The 18,341-nt window shown below is 54.1% G+C and carries 18 protein-coding genes; 5 read left to right on the forward strand and 13 right to left on the reverse strand.

Annotated elements, in window-relative coordinates; all coding sequences use genetic code 11:
* The first annotated feature begins 45 nt into the window (after positions 1-45).
* Positions 46-1,425 carry a carbohydrate porin gene (locus tag BZK40_RS06745; RefSeq protein ID WP_008786515.1) on the forward strand — a complete coding sequence of 460 codons (1,380 nt, stop codon included), beginning with the start codon at positions 46-48 and terminating at the stop codon, positions 1,423-1,425.
* Positions 1,426-1,486: 61 nt separating this feature from the next.
* Here BZK40_RS06745 and nepI read toward each other — a convergent pair whose 3' ends face one another.
* The 3 genes from nepI to BZK40_RS06760 all read right to left on the reverse strand — a co-directional run bounded on the left by nepI (position 1,487) and on the right by BZK40_RS06760 (position 3,898).
* Positions 1,487-2,680 (reverse strand): purine ribonucleoside efflux pump NepI, encoded by a 1,194-nt coding sequence (nepI, locus tag BZK40_RS06750; protein WP_008786516.1) that lies wholly within the window; start codon positions 2,678-2,680, stop codon positions 1,487-1,489.
* Between the two features lie 141 nt (positions 2,681-2,821).
* On the reverse strand, positions 2,822-3,346 hold the full coding sequence (locus BZK40_RS06755) for an SRPBCC family protein (protein ID WP_079934371.1): 525 nt from the start codon (positions 3,344-3,346) through the stop codon (positions 2,822-2,824).
* 99 nt (positions 3,347-3,445) lie between these two features.
* Positions 3,446-3,898, reverse strand: a complete 453-nt coding sequence (locus BZK40_RS06760; protein ID WP_079934372.1) for a DUF1198 family protein — start codon at positions 3,896-3,898, stop codon at positions 3,446-3,448.
* Positions 3,899-4,003: 105 nt separating this feature from the next.
* On the opposite strand from BZK40_RS06760, the gene BZK40_RS06765 reads away from it, so the two are divergent.
* Positions 4,004-4,909, forward strand: coding sequence for a LysR family transcriptional regulator (locus BZK40_RS06765; protein ID WP_048215250.1), 906 nt, complete (start codon positions 4,004-4,006; stop codon positions 4,907-4,909).
* Positions 4,910-4,956: 47 nt separating this feature from the next.
* On the opposite strand, the gene uhpT is transcribed toward BZK40_RS06765, so the two are convergent.
* From uhpT to rbsK, 7 genes are all read right to left on the reverse strand, one after another.
* Complete coding sequence (gene uhpT / locus BZK40_RS06770) at positions 4,957-6,348, reverse strand: hexose-6-phosphate:phosphate antiporter UhpT (RefSeq protein WP_008786520.1); 1,392 nt, start codon at positions 6,346-6,348, stop codon at positions 4,957-4,959.
* A gap of 142 nt (positions 6,349-6,490) precedes the next feature.
* Positions 6,491-7,819: an MFS transporter gene (locus BZK40_RS06775; RefSeq protein ID WP_048237040.1), complete on the reverse strand. Its 1,329-nt coding sequence runs from the start codon at positions 7,817-7,819 to the stop codon at positions 6,491-6,493.
* Between the two features lie 9 nt (positions 7,820-7,828).
* Complete coding sequence (gene uhpB, locus BZK40_RS06780) at positions 7,829-9,331, reverse strand: signal transduction histidine-protein kinase/phosphatase UhpB (protein ID WP_032945436.1); 1,503 nt, start codon at positions 9,329-9,331, stop codon at positions 7,829-7,831.
* Positions 9,328-9,921, reverse strand: coding sequence for a response regulator transcription factor UhpA (uhpA, locus tag BZK40_RS06785; RefSeq protein WP_003023923.1), 594 nt, complete (start codon positions 9,919-9,921; stop codon positions 9,328-9,330). Before uhpA ends, uhpB begins: the two co-directional genes overlap by 4 nt.
* 153 nt (positions 9,922-10,074) lie before the next feature.
* Entirely contained in the window at positions 10,075-11,088 is a 1,014-nt protein-coding gene (locus BZK40_RS06790; RefSeq protein ID WP_079934373.1) for an aldose 1-epimerase family protein, read from the reverse strand.
* 11 nt (positions 11,089-11,099) lie between these two features.
* Positions 11,100-12,416, reverse strand: a complete 1,317-nt coding sequence (gene fucP / locus BZK40_RS06795; RefSeq protein WP_003827126.1) for an L-fucose:H+ symporter permease — start codon at positions 12,414-12,416, stop codon at positions 11,100-11,102.
* A 27-nt stretch (positions 12,417-12,443) separates the two neighbouring features.
* On the reverse strand, positions 12,444-13,364 hold the full coding sequence (rbsK, locus tag BZK40_RS06800) for a ribokinase (protein ID WP_003827124.1): 921 nt from the start codon (positions 13,362-13,364) through the stop codon (positions 12,444-12,446).
* 324 nt (positions 13,365-13,688) lie between these two features.
* Here rbsK and BZK40_RS06805 point away from each other — a divergent pair, with 324 nt between their 5' ends.
* Positions 13,689-14,474: a DeoR family transcriptional regulator gene (locus BZK40_RS06805; protein WP_003827122.1), complete on the forward strand. Its 786-nt coding sequence runs from the start codon at positions 13,689-13,691 to the stop codon at positions 14,472-14,474.
* A 1-nt stretch (position 14,475) separates the two neighbouring features.
* Here the strand turns inward: BZK40_RS06805 and ilvN are convergent, their stop codons facing one another.
* The 3 genes from ilvN to ivbL all read right to left on the reverse strand — a co-directional run bounded on the left by ilvN (position 14,476) and on the right by ivbL (position 16,664).
* Positions 14,476-14,766 (reverse strand): acetolactate synthase small subunit, encoded by a 291-nt coding sequence (gene ilvN / locus BZK40_RS06810; protein WP_003023914.1) that lies wholly within the window; start codon positions 14,764-14,766, stop codon positions 14,476-14,478.
* A 3-nt stretch (positions 14,767-14,769) separates the two neighbouring features.
* On the reverse strand, positions 14,770-16,458 hold the full coding sequence (gene ilvB, locus BZK40_RS06815) for an acetolactate synthase large subunit (protein ID WP_079934374.1): 1,689 nt from the start codon (positions 16,456-16,458) through the stop codon (positions 14,770-14,772).
* A 107-nt stretch (positions 16,459-16,565) separates the two neighbouring features.
* Positions 16,566-16,664 carry an ilvB operon leader peptide IvbL gene (gene ivbL, locus BZK40_RS06820; protein ID WP_003827118.1) on the reverse strand — a complete coding sequence of 33 codons (99 nt, stop codon included), beginning with the start codon at positions 16,662-16,664 and terminating at the stop codon, positions 16,566-16,568.
* 522 nt (positions 16,665-17,186) lie between these two features.
* Between ivbL and tisB the strand changes: the two genes are divergently transcribed.
* The gene (gene tisB, locus BZK40_RS06825; RefSeq protein ID WP_003023909.1) at positions 17,187-17,276 is read left to right on the forward strand and encodes a type I toxin-antitoxin system toxin TisB; all 90 of its coding nucleotides are present in this window, start codon (positions 17,187-17,189) and stop codon (positions 17,274-17,276) included.
* Between the two features lie 123 nt (positions 17,277-17,399).
* Complete coding sequence (locus tag BZK40_RS06830) at positions 17,400-18,233, forward strand: EamA family transporter (protein ID WP_079934375.1); 834 nt, start codon at positions 17,400-17,402, stop codon at positions 18,231-18,233.
* The last annotated feature ends 108 nt before the right edge of the window (positions 18,234-18,341 follow it).

Consider the following 18,341-nt stretch of genomic DNA (forward strand, 5'->3'; position numbering starts at 1 on the left):
GAATGCTCTACGCAAACTGAAGGGTAAAGTGTCGATGAGATAACCATGAACATGATAAAAAAACTTCCAGTCACGCTGGCGGTCGTCGCCGCGCTGTGCCCAATTTCTGTCCTCGCACAGGAATTCACACAAGAACAAATCGATGCCATCGTTGCCAAAGCCGTCGATAAAGCGCTGGCTGAGCGTCAGGCAAAAATGGACGCCGCCGTGGCGAAAAAAACCGATGTCATTAACGAGCCGCAAAGCGCGGCGCAATCGCCGGATATGGCTATTCCGTTCGGTGTGAAATTCAGCGGCTATGCGCGTTACGGCGCGCATTTCCAGAGCGGCGATCAGAAATACGTTGGCGTTGATGGCTCCTACAACGGTGCTTCCGCTATCGGTCGCCTGGGTAACGAAGGCAACGGCGGCGAGTTCCAGCTCTCAAAAGCGTTCAAAAGCGATAACGGCGCCATCTGGGACATCAACGTGATGATCGACCACTGGGGCGACGAAGTTAACCTGAAAAAAGCCTACGCGGGCGTCACCAACGTACTGGAATCCAATCCCAACGCCTATATCTGGGCAGGCCGCGACTTCCACCAGCGTCCGCAACAGGGTATCAACGACTACTTCTGGATGAACCACGACGGCCAGGGCGCCGGGGTGAAGAACTTCGACATCGGCGGCGTACAGTTTGATGTCGCCACCGTTGCCGCAGTTGAATCGTGCAGCCCGGAAGTGATGGAAGACGAAGCCAACCCATCGCGTATTACCTGTACCGGCGGTTCCGGTACCGGCGATAAAGGCAACTACGCTGTGACGTCAAAAATTCACAATATGAAAGTGGGCCCGCTGGATCTGGAGATCTACGCCAACTACGGTTTTGACTCCAAAGCCGTCGAGAGCGATGACCGCCTGAAAGCCTGGCAGGGCGCATTCGTGCTGAGCCACACCAACGACAGCGGCGTGAATAAAGTGATTGCCCGTTATTCTGATAACTCCGACAACAGCGTCTATAACAAAACCGACGACCTGACTACGGTTTACGCCAGCTTCGAGGGAAGTCATAAGTTTACCCGCCAGGCGCAGGTGGAATACCTGTTAGCGTTCCATGATTACGACAACAGCACCGATAAGAGCGATAACCGTAAGAACTACGGCGCGATTGTGCGTCCAATGTACTTCTGGAACGACGTTCACTCCACCTGGCTGGAAGCGGGCTATCAGCGCGTAGATTACGACAACGGCGGGGATAACCACGGCTGGAAACTGACGCTGTCGCAGAACATGTCGATCGCCATGGGACCGGAGTTCCGCCCGATGCTGCGCTTCTACGTCACCGGCGGCAAGGTGGATAACGATCGCACCGCGCGGGTCAACGGCACGCAGGATGAAACGCTGGACGACTTTAACCTTGGTGCCATGTGGGAAGCATGGTTCTGATTAGTGAGTAGTGAAGTGCCGGATACGGCGAGAACGCCTTATCCGGCGAACAACACCGAGATTATTGCATACCTTTTATGCGAACTTTCGCTGCCACCAAAAGCGCCGTCAGCAGCATCAGGCTGCCGGAAAGCATCAGGGGCGACAGCAGTCCGAGGGTATCGAGCGCATAGCCTCCCACCGCTGCCCCGCAGGTATTGGCAAGCTGGATCACGGCGACCTGGACGGATCCGGCTTTTTCTGCCTGATCGGCAAGCGAACGGGTGATCCACGTCGACCAGCCGACCGGTACCAGCGCAAACAACAGCCCCCAAATAATCGCAATACCCGCCGCGACCACTTTGTCGCTGCCCCACAGGATCAGGACCAGCGCACTGAGCGCCAGCACCAGTGGCGCACCGGCTAACGCCAGTTTGACCGAACGCTTCAAAATCATCGACGAGAACGACGTACCAACGAAACTGGCAATACCGAAGCTCAGCAGCACCAGCGTCAGGCCATCAACGTCAAAGCCCGCCAGATTCATATAGATCGGGCGAATATAGGTAAAGAAGGCGAACTGACCAGCAAAGGACATGAAGATGGCAATCATCCCGGCCATCACCCCTGGACGCTGCAACAGGCTGAACATGTTTTGTTTCTGATGCGAAGGTTCACCTGGCAGCGAAGGCAACGCTCTCACCACCCAAATCGTGCACAGCACGCCCATTACCGCCGCCGCATTAAACACGTTACGCCAGCCGATAATGCCGCCCAAAAAGCTCCCCAGCGGCGCGGCAATTACCAGCGCGATGGAGACCGCGCCAAAAATAACCGACAGCGCTTTCGGCACCGTACGTGCAGGAACCAGACGCATGGTCAGCGACGCCGACATCGCCCAGAAGCCGCCAAGCGCCAGACCGAGGCAGGCGCGGCCAACGAGCAGCAGCGAAAAAGAATTGGCAAAGGAAACCAGCAGACAGGAAAGCGTCAGTAGCACCGAAAACAGGATCACCACATAGCGACGATCGGTCGCCTGAATAATTTGCGTCACAAACAGGCTGGCGAACATGGCGACAAATGCCGTCACGGTCACCGATTGCCCGGCCACGCCTTCAGAAATCCCCAAATCCTGCGCCATCGGCGTTAACAGGCTAACGGGGAGAAATTCAACGGTTATCAGGCAGGCAACGCAGAACGCCACGGCAAATACCGCCGACCAGTTAGGTCGGGAATTTGCCTCAGCGCGGGATTTTTGTTCAACAGCTTCACTCATTTTGTTACCTGCGTGGGGTTATTGTAGAAAAGTTACGCAGTGTAACATTAAATTTGTGACGTAATTAACGTTTTGACAACTATTCACCAGAGATCGGCTGCGCCTTATCCGGCCCAGGACAGAGAGCCCTTTCTGGCTCAATTAAGCGTCACGCGCAGCCCGGGCCAGGCCGGTTATCCACTCCTGGTGACCGTTGATCATCGGATTGGGCAGCGTAAGTGCCAGTTCTTGTGCCGGAACGCCAATTTGTGATTCCTGGGTCAGAATACGTACGCGCCCGCCGGGTAAATCCTCAAAGAGCCAGGCGTGGATAACATCCAGACGTGTAGTGGCGTCGCCTTCCGCCCAGCCATGCCAGGCAACACGCGCGGCCTGGCCGTCAACCGGCGGCACATACTCAGTGATTTGCGCTTCGATGGGGAAACCAAAAGTCGTAAAACGAAAGCGGGCATCCATGCTTAACAATGGACCGGAACCGTCGTGAAAACGGATATCCGCTACGTTGCTGTAATACGTCGGCCAGCGCATTGTGTCATTAAGCTGTGCCCAGACGGCACGGGCGCTCAGTCCGGCAACGATAATTTCATTTGAAGCAAAGTTATCAGTCGTCCCCGGCAGATACGCTGCAGGCCAGATAATTGCACGTTGTTGAGTCGCTTGATTCATGATGTACCTCGTCGTGTGAGTTAACGAGGTACATCATGCTTTCGCGTAAGATATAAAGATAATGACGATTCAAAATAGTCGTCATCATAAATTTTGATATCAGTGCAGCCAGTGCACGCCATCCTCGGGCTGGAAAAAGGCGTTATAGCGCATCTGGAACGCATTAAGCTCCTGCATATCCGGCTCCATCTCGCGCAGAAAACCGAGCGCCAGACGCACCTGCGCGTCGGTAATCGGTGCAGCCAGCCGGGCTTTTTGCAGCCAGCGGTGCCATTGCAACAAGTTCTGCTCACTGCCGTCGACAATAACGATTTGCCAGATCAACAGCACCTGGGCGGCATTTTGTAGATGCGATTCATCAGGACGGTGGAGGTACTGTAAAAAAGCCTCACCCTGTACTTTTCCCATCTGATCGATCATCGATTCTACCGGCACGACATCAATGTTCAGCCGCTCGCTCAGACGGCGAATTGCCTGCCGCGACCCGGACGTTAGCACCCGAAATCCCACCACAAAAACAACCACCAGCGTGGCCAGCATTATCCAAATCATGCGCACATCCATTACCAGACAGGACGCCCATCATAGCGGCAAATTCACCTCTGTCGACGACTGAACATGTCATAATGTGACTTATCGAACTCGCAGGCAGACATCATGAAATCTGATATCAGAACGCTCGATCTCAATCTGTTAAAAACGCTGGATGCCCTGCTGGATGAACGCAGCGTAACCCGGGCGGCGCAGCGGCTGTCGCTCACCCAGCCTGCGGTAAGCGGTATGCTCAACCGCCTGCGCGACTATTTTGACGATCCGCTGTTTAGTCGCACACCGCATGGCATTGTTCCGACGCTGCGTGCCCAACAGTTGGCCGCCCCGGTCAAACAGATCCTCAGCGACATCGATATCCTGCTTAAACCGACACAGTTTGACCCGCTCACCGCAGCGCTCACCTTTACCGTCGCCGCTACGGATTACGCGCTCAAAGCGGTTATCGTGCCATTTATTGCCGCGCTTCGCGTGCGCGCACCGGGCATTCGTGTACGAGTGATCCCGGTTGAGCCAGTGCTGCTCACCACACAGTTTGAGCAGGGGAAAATCGACCTGGCGTTGCTGACGCCGGATTCCACGCCCGACAACCTGCATAGCCGGGCGTTATATGATGAAGAGTACGTTTGTCTCATGCGTCATGCGCATCCTGATGCGGGGCAACCGCTGACGCTCGATCGCTTCTGCGCGCTGGAGCATGTGCTGGTTTCTTATGAGGGTGAAAGTTTCTGGGGCGTCACCGATGAGGCACTGGCAAGCGTCGGACGCCAACGGCAGATTGGTTTGTCGGTTAGCAGCTTCCTGGTATTGCCGGACATCCTCGCTATCAGCGATATGATTGCCGTTGTTCCTGCCCGTCTGGCGTATGACGACACCCGTATGCACGTTTTACCGCCCCCGCTGCCCATAACCGGTTTTACAAAAAGCATGGCCTGGCATGAACGCACGCACCGCGATGCCGCTCATCAGTGGCTGCGCAATCTGGTACATGAAACCAGCCAGTTTAGAGTATAAAAAAGCCCGCCATTAAGGCGGGCAAAAGTTACCAATGCACACTTAACTTAAGCTACTTTCAATTGTTGAATCTTTTTCTCGCGGCGAATTTTACGTTCTTCAAACACAGCCACGATGGCCATCAAACAGATACAACCGATAGCGGCAGCATCCAGCGCGGCGAAAGTGCCTGCCCAGCCGGTCAGCCCGAAAATCGGCGTGCCGTCGGCAATCATCCCCAAACCGAGCTTGGCGAAGCTGTCACCAATCAGATAAGCGAAAGTGCCTTTAATCCCATCGGCTGCGCCGATCGCTTTTTTCGGCACAAACCCGACTGCCGCAACGCCGATTAACAGTTGTGGGCCAAACACCAGGAAGCCCAGCGCAAACAGCGAAGTCAGATAAACGTACTGGTTGCTGGCGTGCTGATAAACGCCCAGAGTGGCGATAATCAACGCCAGCGCTACACAGGCCACCAGCGCACGACGACCGTTAGCCAGGTCGGAGAGCCAACCCCACATCAGCGTGCCAACCAGCGCGCCCACTTCAAACAGGGTAAAGCCCTGAATCGCCACTTCTTTGGAGAGCTTCAGCTCCTGGAAAGCGTAGACGGTGGACCACTGGTCGATACCGATTCGCACTACGTACAGGAAGATGTTCGAGAAACATAACAGCCAGATCACTTTGTTTTTCAGCACGTACTCAACAAAGATCTGCCATTTGGTCATCTCGTTTTCTTCGGTTTCTTTGTCTTCTTCGCTGATCTCCTCACCGAACAGCTCTTCGGCTTTACCGAGGCCATAAGATTCCGGGGAGTCGCTGCCGTAGCGCAGGCCGATAAAGCCAACAATCAGAGCAATAATCGACGGGAAGATAAACATACCGATGACGTGACCGTCGAACAGATAGTTAGCGCCAAACAGCGCCACGCCCGCTGCACCCGCACCGCCGAGGTTGTGGGAGATATTCCACATACCGAGGTAGGAACCCCGCTTGCGACGCGGCGTCCATTTAGTAATGGTGGAATAGCTACATGAGCCGCCAGTACTCTGGAAGAAACCGCTCAGCGCGTAGAAAGCGATCATCAAAAACAGGCTGGTTGAACCCGCGCCCATGCTGGCGCTGAAGCCGAGCATACAGATGGCGGAGAGGATCAGCATAAACGGCAGAAACTGCTTGGTGTTTTTGCCGTCCGCGTAGTAGGAAACCAGCGTTTTACCCACGCCGTAGGTGATGGAGAAGCCCAGGCCAATCATCCCCAGCTGCGTCATGCTCAGCCCGTAGGTGGAGATCATGTCGTTCTGCGCGATGTTGAAGTTTTTGCGGATCAGGTACATGGTCAGGTAGCCGATAAAGACCACCAGATAGGACTGCATGAATGGTTTGAACCACATTTTGCGCCGCACATCGAGCGGCAGATCCAGGGTCGGCTTGCGCACCTGGTTTAGAAAGGCCAGCATTTGACACTCCCGAGCTAATTTTTATACCTGCGAATAGCAGGCATTGTAAAAATCAGCCGGAAGACGCGCCTGAGACAGCGTCCAGGTGAAACCGGGAAAATTTCTTAGTTTTGCTCCACTCGGGGCAAAAAGGTGAGGTGCATCACGCTTCGTTGAGTTCGCGCGGAGCCTGGGCGTTTAAAAACGGCAGCAGCAGCAGCGCGGAAATTCCCGCCGCAATAGCGATCACCACAAAGAATCCGGTCCAGTGCCAGACCTCCATCACCTTCGCCAGCGGCCAGCCGGAGAGCGATGCCCCCAGATAAGCAAACAGCCCGACAAATCCGGTTGCCGCGCCCGCCGCCTCTTTGTGCGAACACTCCGCCGCCGCCATGCCGATCAGCATCTGCGGGCCGAAGACGAAGAATCCGGTGGTGAAGAAGCACGCGGCCTGCATCACATAGCTGGCGAACGGCATTAGCCACAGCGAGCCAACGGAGAGCAAAATTCCGGCGGCGAAAATCAGGTTCATTGGACCGCGGTTGCCGTTAAACAGCTTGTCCGAACCCCAACCCGCCACCAGCGCGCCAACAAATCCGCCCAGCTCAAACATTGTCACGGCGGTATTGGCGGTCACCAGATCCACGCCGAGCGTCTCCGACATGTACAGATTGCCCCAGTCGTTAATCGCGGCACGGACCACGTACACCAGCACATAACACAGTGACAGCAGCCAGATATAAGGATTCAGTAGCACATAACGGGTGAGGATCTCTTTGCGGCTTAGCCCAGCGCCTTCCTGCTGTTGGGCAATTTCCAGTTCATCATGCCGCCAGTCGCCAATTGGCGGCAGACCAATCGCCTGCGGCCTGTCGCGCAGCCGCCAGCAGAGAAAAATCCCCACCACAATCGCCAGCAGCCCGGCGATCATCATCCCGGCGCGCCAGCCGTAGTGCAGCGCTGTCGCCGCCATCACGATAGGGATCAGCGCCCCGCCGACGTTGTGCGCGGTGTTCCACAGCGCCCACCAGCCGCCGCGTTCAGTACGCGAATACCACGCGGTCAATAAACGCGCGCAGACCGGCGATCCCCAGCCCTGGAAAAAGGCGTTCAGCGCCCACAGCACCGCAAAGGCCCATAGCGAGGTGGAGAATCCAAACAGAATGTTTACCACGCCGGTGGCAATCAGTCCGATGCCCATAAAATAGCGAGCGTTGGATCGGTCGCTGACGATACCGGAAACAAACTTCGACAGGCCGTAGGTGATGTAAAACAGCGTCGCCAGCAGCCCAATGTCGCTGCGAGTCAGCACGCCGCTGGTGAGGATATCCGGTACGGCGGCATTGAAGCTTTTGCGTGTGAAATAGAACAGCGCGTAGCCGAGCCAGATGGTGGTCAGGATATGCCGCCGCCAGTAGCGGTAGAGGGCATCCACTTCACGCTTATCAGTAATGAGCGGCGCACTGGCCGGAGCTTTTAAAAACGAAAACATGACCGCGCCTTACACATATCGCTGGGGTAACGACACGCTGACCCGCGTGCCATGCGTACAGGAAATCGAGAGCGATCCGCCGAGGGCGCTAATCCGTTCACGCATCCCAGTGAGGCCAAATCCCTGTTGATTCGACCCAGGCGGCAGGCCGCTGCCGTCGTCCTCAATCACCAGCATTAGCCGTTCATCCTGTTGCCAGCCCTGAAGCGTCACCGCGCTGGCGTTGGCGTGCTTAACGATGTTGTTCAGCCCTTCCTGACAGACGCGAAACAGCGTCACCCGCTGGCTTTCGCTAAGTGCAGATTCATCAATTCGCCAGTCGAGATGGCTGACGATACCGCGACTTTCCAGCTCCATTTCGCGCATCAGTGAGCGGATGGCCTGCTCCAGCGTGAGATCGTCCAGTTGACGTGGTCGCAGACGGCCTAACAGGCGACGCACCGAATCGTACACGCCGAGAGAAAGTTGTTCGATGTGCGCCCCGCTGCGCTTCACCCCTGCGTTTTCTGGCGCCAGCCGCTGAACAATACCCGCCTGGGTGCGAATGGCGGTGATGGTCTGGCCGATATCATCGTGCAGTTCGCGCGCCACATCCCGGCGCACGCTCTCTTCGGTTTCCAGCAGGCGTTCCGCCAGACGATGGTTGCGTGCTAATTCATTTTGCAGCGACTGGTTAAGTTCGCGCAGACGCTGAATACCCGCACCGAGCAGCAGCCCGGTCAGGCTTTGCACCAGCAGCGAGAGCAACAGATCGACGGGATGATCGTGCCAGGTCTGGCTGGCAATCAGCGCGATGGCGTTCATCAGCGTCGCAATCAGCGCCCCCTGCCAGCCGTAGTGCCAGGCCAGCGCAATGATCGGCAACGCGAGGCAAAACGGCGTGAAGCGCGAAAGTTCGGCGGGTAAACCGAGCTGTAGCCACAGGCTGACGCTAAACAGCAGCAGGTACCAGACCAGATGTCGCCCGCGCCAGTTCACCGGCTGCGACACCACCGCCGGGCCCAGCGGCAGCCAGGTCGTGCTGGTCAGATAGTGCCAGAACACCAGGCAGATCGGCGCCAGCGTTAATCCGCCGGTGAGCGTCAGCAGCAGCGCGTTCCACGCCTCTTCACCTTGCCCAAGCCAGGGCAGCGATTGCAGCAACGCCGCCGCCGTGAGCGCCGCGCCCTGCAACAACAGCGTGCGCCAGTCGCGCTGATGGCGGTATCGCGAAATCAACATCACCGGGAGTAACGTGAGGAAGCTGCCGATCATCAAAAGTGGTAAATGGACCAGCGCCACTTCCTGCGCCAGCCAGAAAAGAAGCAGCCATTCCGCACCCAGCAGCACCGGCCAGTAGCCGCGCGGACATTGCAGCATCAACCCCAGACGCAGGCCAAACGGAAACAGCAGTACCGCCAGCTCCGGGCGCTCAACCAGATGCAGGCTGATGCTCCACAGGCAAAACCACGCGGCAGAGAAGATAAAGAAGCAGGCAACAACGGTGATTAACCGGGAACAGAGCGTGTTCATTGCCAGCCGTCAAACATCCGTCGGGCCAGTTCGACGTCGTTGCTGACCCCCAGCTTTTCCATCAGGTTGGCGCGATGCACGTGCACCGTTTTCGGCGACAGACCCAGTTCAGCGGCAATCTCTTTGACCGCCATACCTTGCGCCAGTTTTTCCGCCACCTGACGTTCGCGTTTGGTGAGCGGATCCTGACGACCGGCCGCCAGTTTGACGGCGATGTCCGGCGTCAGGTAACAGCCGCCAGTCGCCACGGTATGCACCGCCGCGATCAGCTCATCCGGGCTACAACGTTTAGAAAGGAAACCACGCGCGCCCGCGTTGAGCGCCTGCTCCACCAGTGCCGGGCTGTCGTGGACAGAGAGCATGATAATCGCCATTCCTTTTGGCAACTGGCTTAACAGTTCAAGACCGGAGATATCAGGCATCGAGATGTCGCAGATACACACCTGCACGCCGCGTCCCGGTAATCCCGCCAGCGCCTCACTGCCTGAGCCAAACTCAGCGACCACCTGCAAATCAGGTTCCAGCCCCAGCAGTTGGGCAAAGCCGGAGCGGACGATGAGGTGGTCGTCAATAAGGGCAACGGTAATCATGGGTTCATCCTGGCGCTAAGGCATGCCTGATGGCGCTACGCTTATCAGGCCTACGGGCGGGTGCCGTTGTAGGCCGGATAAGGCATTAATGCCGCCATCCAGCAAAAGCGCTTACCTTAACGATAAGTGCTTTGGTGTTCAAGCCTTGAGCGATCAGGCTATGCCAGTTGTGACTGTAAATGTCCGGGTGTGCTGCGGTTCTATTTCAATCAAGGTGCCATTGCGTTGTGCTGCCAGGAATCCTTCAGGTCGACAGGTTGCAGGCAAGGCGAATGCCGCAACCTGTTGATCGCCGTTATAGAGGATCCAACGCGTCACATAATTCAGCTCCGTGCTGGAGAAACGCGTAACGAACGTGGTGCCATCAGGCGCGATCATGCTAAATTCTGGCTTATTAGTGTACCTGTCCAGTTGGTCAGCAAAGAAGACAATTTCCGGATCGTAAAAATGGGGTTCATTGAGCCGCGCCAGAGAAGCCTCGCCCTGTACAATCCGCTGATTAAACGCCAGCCACTGCTCAGTCGGCTTAACATGCGCGGGTATCGACTCACGCAGCTTCATGGCCTCATCCGGAATATTCTGGCTGAAGGTGGCTTCCGGTACGTAGGCATAGTTCATATGGCACATGTACTGCAACGGCATTGCCACTGAGGCGAGGTTGGTAACCGCCATCTGAATATCAAACAGCGCGCTCGCTTTGTGCATTACCACCGCAGGATGCGCCTGATAATGATGACCGAACCCCATCACATACTCATAGCGTCCACCCACGCGCAAATTCTCACCCTCCAGCTCCAGCCAGGCTTCATCCATCGCGGCACAAGCCATTTCACCGTGCAAAGGATGTGAATCCTCTGGTGATGGGCAGCCATTTGCCAACAGACCTGAGTGGAAGGCAAAACAGCCGTAGGTCGCCACCACTTCCGCCGCCGGTTTCGGCTGACTGAACATGTTACGCATGGTCAGGTCATGGCCATCAAACTGAGCATCCCAGATCATCTGCCCCATCCAGGGCAGAATAACCAGATGTCCACGACTGTTTTCTACCTTCAGCCCTTCCACTCCGCTGGCGTAACGAAATGCGGTAACCGTGAAGTCGTTATTCTTCAGTAAGATTCGCGGATGCTCTGCAAAGAGTTCTCGCCACAGCGTTATACGTGTTGTCATGATCGCTCTCCTCAGGAAACTGTCGCTTCAGCCAGGTTGTTGCGCACTTTGCTTTCACGCCAGAAGTAGATACCGACGTACACGAAACAGAGCATGGAAACCAGGAACGAAAGTTGCAATGAATGGAACATATCGGCCACATAGCCCTGAATCGCCGGAACCACCGCCGCGCCGACAATCGCCATGACAATGACGGCACCCGCCATTTCGGTATGCTCGTTATCCACGGTATCAAGCGTACCCGCATAGATTGTCGCCCAGCAGGGTCCAAACAGGACACTCACCAGCACTGCGACATACACAGCGCTGAAGCTTGGCGCCAGTGCAACATAGACGAGGAACAGCGCACCAATAATGGAATAGAGAATCAGCACTTTTTCCGGATTGAAGCGCGTCATCAAAATGTTGGCGATAAACTTGCCGATAAAGAAGCAGGCGAAGCTATAGACCATGAAGGTTGAGGCGTCGCGCTCGTTGATATCACCTAATTCCAGTGCCAGACGGATGGTGAATGACCACACCGCGACCTGCATCCCCACATAAAGAAATTGCGCCACAATTCCACGACGGAAACGGGCATTGCTGGCCAGATAACGCAGTGTATCCATCGCTGACGGGCGTTTATGACTCGTGGTTTGCGCGACTTTACAGGTCGGGAAGCGAGTCAGCAGGAATAACACCATCACCACAACCAGTACCATAATCATGTACTTGTATGGCTCAAGGGTATTTTCCAGCATCAACACTTTAAAGTTATGGATCTGCTCAGCGTTCATCCCGGCCATCTGTTTTTCCAGGCTTTCACCTTCAGAGAAGACCAGATATTTACCTAGCAGAATGCCAGCAGCCGCACCAATAGGATAAAAAGTCTGACTGATGTTCAGGCGTAAAGTGGCATACGCTTTTGGGCCGATCATTGAGCTGTAGGTGTTGGCTGCTGTTTCCAGGAAGCTCAGACCAATCGCAATCGCGAAAATCGCCGCAAGGAACATGGTGTAGGTGGCCATGTGCGATGCCGGGAAAAAGAGCGTACACCCAACGATATAAAGGGTCAGCCCCATTAAGATGGCGACTTTATAACTGGTCTTTTTAATCACCAGAGATGCTGGAATCGCAATTAAAAAATAACCGCCATAAAAGGCACTCTGAACTAATGCCGAGGCAAAGTTGCTGAGTGAAAATACGCTTTTGAATTGCGTAATCAGAATATCATTTAATGCGGCTGCGCATCCCCATAACGGGAATAAACAGGATAACAAAATAAACTGGAACAGAGGGGTCTTATTCAAATAGCCGTCAGGCATCTGAATGATGTTTTTATCGTTCATAGTGCTACCTTTTACAGTGCAGGAGTATTATTCGTTTAAGGTAAGAAACTCATTAAATTGTTCGATGCTTGGATAAGATGATTGAGTGCCTTTCCCGGTAACGCTGAAAGCAGCGAAGAGAGCGGCTTTTTTCATGGCGGCTTCCACATCACCGCTTTGAACGTAATAGTGAGCAAAACAACCGATGAAAGCGTCGCCTGCGCCACTGGTATCGACAGCGTTCACTTTAAACGCTGGAACATGGACTTCCTGGTCACGCGTCATCCACAGCGCACCTTTCTCACCCATGGTGACGATAATATTGTTCAGACCTTTATCAACCAGAGAACGTGCCGCTGCGCGAATATGGTCATAAGTATCTACTGGCATACCGGTTAATATTTCCAGCTCGGTTTCATTCGGCACAAAAAAATCACATTTACAGGCATAAGACATATCTAATTCCCGTAATGCAGGGGCGGGATTCAGTAACACTTCAATACCGTGTTTTTTGCCAAATTCAATCGCGTGATAAACGGTTTCCAGCTGCACCTCCAGTTGCAGGACAATAAGCTGACATTTTTTCAGATCTTCCGCCGCACGATCGATATCTTCCGGGGAGAGAAATTTGTTCGCTCCTTTAATAATCAGAATACTGTTGCTGGAGTTGGCATTAACAAAGATCGGTGCGACACCGCTGCTGGTGCAGGGTACCTTTTCGACATAGGTAGTATTAATTCCCCAGGATTCGAGATTGCGAATAGTGTTATCCGCAAAAATATCATCACCGACTTTTGTCAGCATCAGCACTTTGGAATTGAGCTTAGCGGCCGCAACGGCCTGATTTGCGCCTTTGCCCCCGCAGCCAATTTTGAACGCCGGTGCTTCCAGCGTTTCCCCTTCTTTGGGCATCTGGTTGATGTAGGTGATGAGATCCACCATGTTGGAGCCAATAACCGCGATATCCATTTTACTACCTCTCAGAAACAATCACACAACAATGATATTAAAATAACATTATCATGTTACTTTTGTATCATTTGTGACTAGGATCGCGATTGGAAGATCATTTTATTGTTTATTTATTGCACTAAACGTTACACCCACATCACAATACAAATGATGAACTTGCTTACAATTGACTGAAAATTAACTGGATATAATCAATAAAACGTGAAAAAACACGCTTTTATTTCCGAATAGTCAGACGTATAGTAATGCGGCAATGTCATGTTCTCAGAAACACAAAAATGTTACTGAAGGAACATGGGAACATGATTCGTGGAGAAGCACATGGAAACTAAGCAAAAAGAACGTATTCGACGTCTGATGGAATTGTTGAAGAAGACCGACCGAATCCATCTGAAAGAGGCGGCACGAATGCTGGAAGTTTCCGTGATGACTATTCGTCGGGATCTCAGTCAGGATGACGAACCGTTACCACTCACGCTGCTCGGTGGTTACATTGTGATGGTGAACAAACCTGCTGCCATCGTTAACGCGCCACTCCCCGCGCAAAAACAGTATCACCGCGACGATTTACCGGTTGCCATTCTGGCTGCGGGACTGGTGAGTGAAAATGATCTGGTCTTTTTTGATAATGGTGCGGAAATGCCGTTGGTGGTCAGCATGATCCCGGACGATATTTCCTTTACCGGGATTTGCTACTCGCACCGGGTGTTCGTAGCGCTAAATGAAAAGCCCAACGCCACAGCAATTCTTTGCGGGGGGACCTACCGGGCGAAAAGTGACGCCTTTTACGACACCAGCAATCCCTCTCCGCTGGATGCACTCAACCCACGGAAAGTCTTTATCTCCGCCAGCGGAGTCCATGAGCATTTCGGCGTTAGCTGGTTCAATCCGGACGATCTGGCCACAAAACGCAAAGCGATGGAACGCGGATTACGCAAAATTCTGCTGACGCGGCACGCCCTGTTCGATGAGGTCGCCCCCGCCAGCATTGGTCCACTCTCCACCTTTGACGTACTGATAAGCGACCGTCCGTTACCGGCAGATTACGCAACCCACTGCCGGAACGGCTCTGTCAAAGTGATCACCCCGGATTCAGACGGCGACTAACTCACTCAAAGAACACGGTAATTTTGTTAAACATCGACGGATCGGACTGGTTGCGGGCCACTTTCACCACATCTTCCAGCTTGTCGATCTGGCTTATCATCTGCTCAAGACGTTGATCGTCGTTGACCAGTAGCCAGATGCGGCTCTTATCGCTGTCCTGAATCGGTAGACAGAGAATGCCTTCCACGTTGAACGCGCGGCGGGCGAACAGCCCGCAAACGTGAGTCATTACGCCCGGATGGTTGCGTACGGTGAGTTCCAGGATTACGTTGTCATGAGTCTGCTGTTGCATGGCTTATTCCCCCACCATTTCTGTGTTTGCCGCACCCGGCGGCACCATCGGGTACACTTTTTGTTCGGCATCGATGCGCACGTGAATCAGCGCAGGCCCAGGACGATTAATAATCTCCTGCAACGCTGCCTGTGGGTCCGCTTCGTTATTCAGATCGCAGGTTTCGAGACCAAACCCGGCGGCTATCTGCATAAAGTTAATCATCCCCGGATAGGTCGCGGCAAAAACACCCTGCTTATAGAACAGACTCTGCTGCTGATATACAAGACCCAACGCTTCGTTATTCATCAGGATGACTTTAATATCCAGCTGATTTTCGCTGGCTGTCGCCATTTCCTGAATATTCATCATCAGGCTGCCGTCGCCGGAGAAGCACAGCACTTTCTTGTCTGGATTGGCCAGCGCTGCACCAATTGCCGCTGGCAGGCCAAAGCCCATAGTTCCCAGACCGCCGGAGGTCAGCCACTGACGCGGACGGTTCAGCGGATAAGCCTGTGCCGCCCACATCTGATGCTGGCCTACGTCGGTGGTGATAATAGCGCTATCGTCTACGCAGGCAGCCACGGCGTTGATCAATCCATAGTGGCTGAGCGGGTCGCTTTCCTGCGGAATAGTGCAAGGGAATTCACGTTGTAAATCGGCCACCGTCTGATGCCACGACTCTCGCGGCTGCGCGTCAATTAATGGGATCAATTGTGCAAGAACCTCATCGACATCCGCCTGAATCGCCACGTGCGGTTGTTTGATTTTACCCAGCTCCGCGCGGTCGATATCCACGTGAATGATTTTGGCGTTCGGGCAGAACTGCTCCGTTTTACCAATCGCCCGGTCATCAAAACGTGCGCCCAGAACAATCAATAAATCCGCTTCTTGCAGAATAAAGTTAGTGCTACGCGCGCCGTGCATGCCCAGCATGCCTAACGACAGCGGATGCGCTTTCGGCAACATACCGAGCGCCATTAAGGTCATAGTGGTGGGCAGCATCGCTTTTTCCGCCAGTTCACGTACGCGCTCAGGTGCGTTAATCACGCCGCCGCCGAGGTACAGCACCGGACGCTGTGCGGCGTTAATCATGGCTGCGGCATCGCGAATGCTGTCCTGGCTGAACGCTGGCGCCGCCATTTTCTGCGCAGGCTCCGGCATCTCTTCAATGTCAAAAACGGCGGTTTGAATATCCTTAGGAATGTCTATCCACACCGGGCCTGGACGTCCGGACTGCGCAATGCGGAACGCATCGTTCATGACCTGCGGTAATTCACTGATATGGCGGACCAGATAGTTGTGCTTAGTGATGGGGATAGAGATGCCGTAGGTGTCGACTTCCTGGAAGGCGTCGGTGCCTATCATTGAGGCCGGAACCTGCCCGGTGATACACACCAGCGGGATGGAATCCAGACGCGCATCAGCAATGGCGGTCACCAGATTGGTTGCGCCCGGTCCGCTGCAGGCCATACAGACGGCGGGTTTGCCATCGGTTCTCGCCATTCCCTGAGCGATAAACCCAGCTCCTTGCTCGTGGCGCGCCAGGATATGACGGATTTGCGTGCTTTGACTTAAGGCGTCATAGACGGGAAGAATCGATCCGCCGGGAATACCGGTAACAACCTGAATCCCCTGGCGTTCCAGGAAATGAACGATGAATTCTGCGCCCGTAAAACGCGTACGCTTGGATGTTATGCCCGAACTTGCCATGCTCCAGTCCTTTTATTCTGGGCCTTTGCTCCGGGCAGGTCTCTGAAACGAAAAACCCCGCCCGGTTTGCGCCGGCGGGGTTTTGGAATCGTGTGTTGATTCGGACCCTACGGCGCATTGCCGACGACCACCACCACACGCACGACGACCGCTGCGCGAGATGGCGCAGTTTTTAGTAGGGTCGCAGTCAGCATGGAAGGGTTCATTAGGGACCTGTCTGTTTGTTGATTAACTGGATTTATACAAACACAGGTTTTTCAGCGTGACAATGGAAAAATTTTCATCTGCATAAAAATGCGTCAACGATCACATTTCGTTGTGCATTGCTGAAAAACAAAAAACCCCGCCGGAGCGAGGTTTTTTTCAGTGCTGTGCGGTTGGTAGCCGCCGAACACACTGTGTTATGTCAACGAAAAAAGTATACGCGTTCTGCGAAGAACACGCAATTTCGGCACGAATTTTGATGGTTTTGAGTATGGAACATGAATAGCGTAACGTCCATAAAATACTGTTAATTTATACAGTGTTTATCTATAATGTCTCGGTACGCAATGTGTTATGCGGGGGCCGCATCGTAAACCGGCGCATCAAAGTCCTGGCTGAAACGGGTGGTGCCGTCAGCGCCTTAACCCCCGTGTGAGCACACTGTGTTATGTCAACAAAGGTGCTGGCAACAGGCAGCGGCGAGGTACGTCAGCACCGTGCTCCTTGTACCAAAAGGAGAGCGTATGAGCCTCGTGGATATCGCTATTCTTATCCTCAAACTCATTGTTGCAGCACTGCAACTACTTGATGCCGTTCTGAAATACGTTAAGTAATTCGGATTCAAGGCGCACCTAAGGGGGGCGGGTAACACTCCGCTCCCCTTTCACCTTCTCCCTGGTGCTTGTGTCGCGCCAATATGTTACGTTTTTATGACATTCTCAGGGAAGAATTCCACCATGACGCTTTCTGTTTTCTGCATTTTGCTGTTCGCCGCGCTGCTGCATGCCAGCTGGAATGCCATTGTTAAAGCTGGAAACGATAAATTGTACTCAGCGATCGGTGTCAGCGGTTCTGCCGCAATTATGGCATTGATTTTCTTACCCTTTGCGCCGCAACCTTCCGCCGCCAGCCTGCCTTTTTTAGCCGTCTCAACTGCGTTGCAAATTGTATATACCGTCCTGGTCGCCAAAACCTATCAGGTTTCGGATATGAGCCAGACCTATCCGTTAATGCGCGGCACAGCACCGCTGCTGGTCGCAATTATCAGCGTCCTGTTTCTTGGCGATAGCCTCTCTGTGCTAGCCTGGGTGGGGATTGCCACGATCTGTCTGGCGATCCTCGGCATGGCGTTTAACGGACGCAGCAGCTCGCAACGCGGGATCGTGCTGGCGCTCATTAACGCCTGCTTTATCGCCGGATATACGCTGGTTGATGGCACCGGCGTACGTTTATCAGAAACTGCGCTGGGTTATACGCTGTGGACCTTCTTTCTGAACGGCTCCTGCCTGCTGGGCTGGGCGATGATTGCCCGACGCCGGGAAGCGTCGCGCTATCTGGTACAGCAGTGGAAGAAAGGTATTCTTGGCGGGATTGGCACAATGGGTTCTTACGGTCTGGCGCTGTGGGCCATGACTCAGGCTCCGTTGGCGGTAGTCGCTGCGCTGCGTGAAACTTCCATCCTGTTTGGCGCGCTGCTCGCGTGGCTGCTACTGAAAGAGAAGGTTGCCGGAATACGTCTTGTTGCGGCTGGAGGCATTGCCATAGGTGCAGTTTTGCTACGCTTATCATGACCTCTGTAAACCCGATGCAATCCGGCAACATTTGTTGCCGCTTTTTGTTTACATTTCCTGCCGTTCATCGTTTAAACATTCCAGCCCACTATCTGGCCTTCTTTTTCT

It is taken from the genome of Citrobacter portucalensis, assembly GCF_002042885.1.
In the GTDB taxonomy this organism is placed as follows: domain Bacteria; phylum Pseudomonadota; class Gammaproteobacteria; order Enterobacterales; family Enterobacteriaceae; genus Citrobacter; species Citrobacter portucalensis.

Coding starts and splice junctions, on each gene's coding strand:
- BZK40_RS06745 (WP_008786515.1), top strand. CDS start 46: ATGAACATGATAAAAAAACTTCCAGTCACGCTGGCGGTCGTCGCCGCG.
- nepI (WP_008786516.1), bottom strand. CDS start 2,680: ATGAGTGAAGCTGTTGAACAAAAATCCCGCGCTGAGGCAAATTCCCGA.
- BZK40_RS06755 (WP_079934371.1), bottom strand. CDS start 3,346: ATGAATCAAGCGACTCAACAACGTGCAATTATCTGGCCTGCAGCGTAT.
- BZK40_RS06760 (WP_079934372.1), bottom strand. CDS start 3,898: ATGATTTGGATAATGCTGGCCACGCTGGTGGTTGTTTTTGTGGTGGGA.
- BZK40_RS06765 (WP_048215250.1), top strand. CDS start 4,004: ATGAAATCTGATATCAGAACGCTCGATCTCAATCTGTTAAAAACGCTG.
- uhpT (WP_008786520.1), bottom strand. CDS start 6,348: ATGCTGGCCTTTCTAAACCAGGTGCGCAAGCCGACCCTGGATCTGCCG.
- BZK40_RS06775 (WP_048237040.1), bottom strand. CDS start 7,819: ATGTTTTCGTTTTTAAAAGCTCCGGCCAGTGCGCCGCTCATTACTGAT.
- uhpB (WP_032945436.1), bottom strand. CDS start 9,331: ATGAACACGCTCTGTTCCCGGTTAATCACCGTTGTTGCCTGCTTCTTT.
- uhpA (WP_003023923.1), bottom strand. CDS start 9,921: ATGATTACCGTTGCCCTTATTGACGACCACCTCATCGTCCGCTCCGGC.
- BZK40_RS06790 (WP_079934373.1), bottom strand. CDS start 11,088: ATGACAACACGTATAACGCTGTGGCGAGAACTCTTTGCAGAGCATCCG.
- fucP (WP_003827126.1), bottom strand. CDS start 12,416: ATGAACGATAAAAACATCATTCAGATGCCTGACGGCTATTTGAATAAG.
- rbsK (WP_003827124.1), bottom strand. CDS start 13,364: ATGGATATCGCGGTTATTGGCTCCAACATGGTGGATCTCATCACCTAC.
- BZK40_RS06805 (WP_003827122.1), top strand. CDS start 13,689: ATGGAAACTAAGCAAAAAGAACGTATTCGACGTCTGATGGAATTGTTG.
- ilvN (WP_003023914.1), bottom strand. CDS start 14,766: ATGCAACAGCAGACTCATGACAACGTAATCCTGGAACTCACCGTACGC.
- ilvB (WP_079934374.1), bottom strand. CDS start 16,458: ATGGCAAGTTCGGGCATAACATCCAAGCGTACGCGTTTTACGGGCGCA.
- ivbL (WP_003827118.1), bottom strand. CDS start 16,664: ATGAACCCTTCCATGCTGACTGCGACCCTACTAAAAACTGCGCCATCT.
- tisB (WP_003023909.1), top strand. CDS start 17,187: ATGAGCCTCGTGGATATCGCTATTCTTATCCTCAAACTCATTGTTGCA.
- BZK40_RS06830 (WP_079934375.1), top strand. CDS start 17,400: ATGACGCTTTCTGTTTTCTGCATTTTGCTGTTCGCCGCGCTGCTGCAT.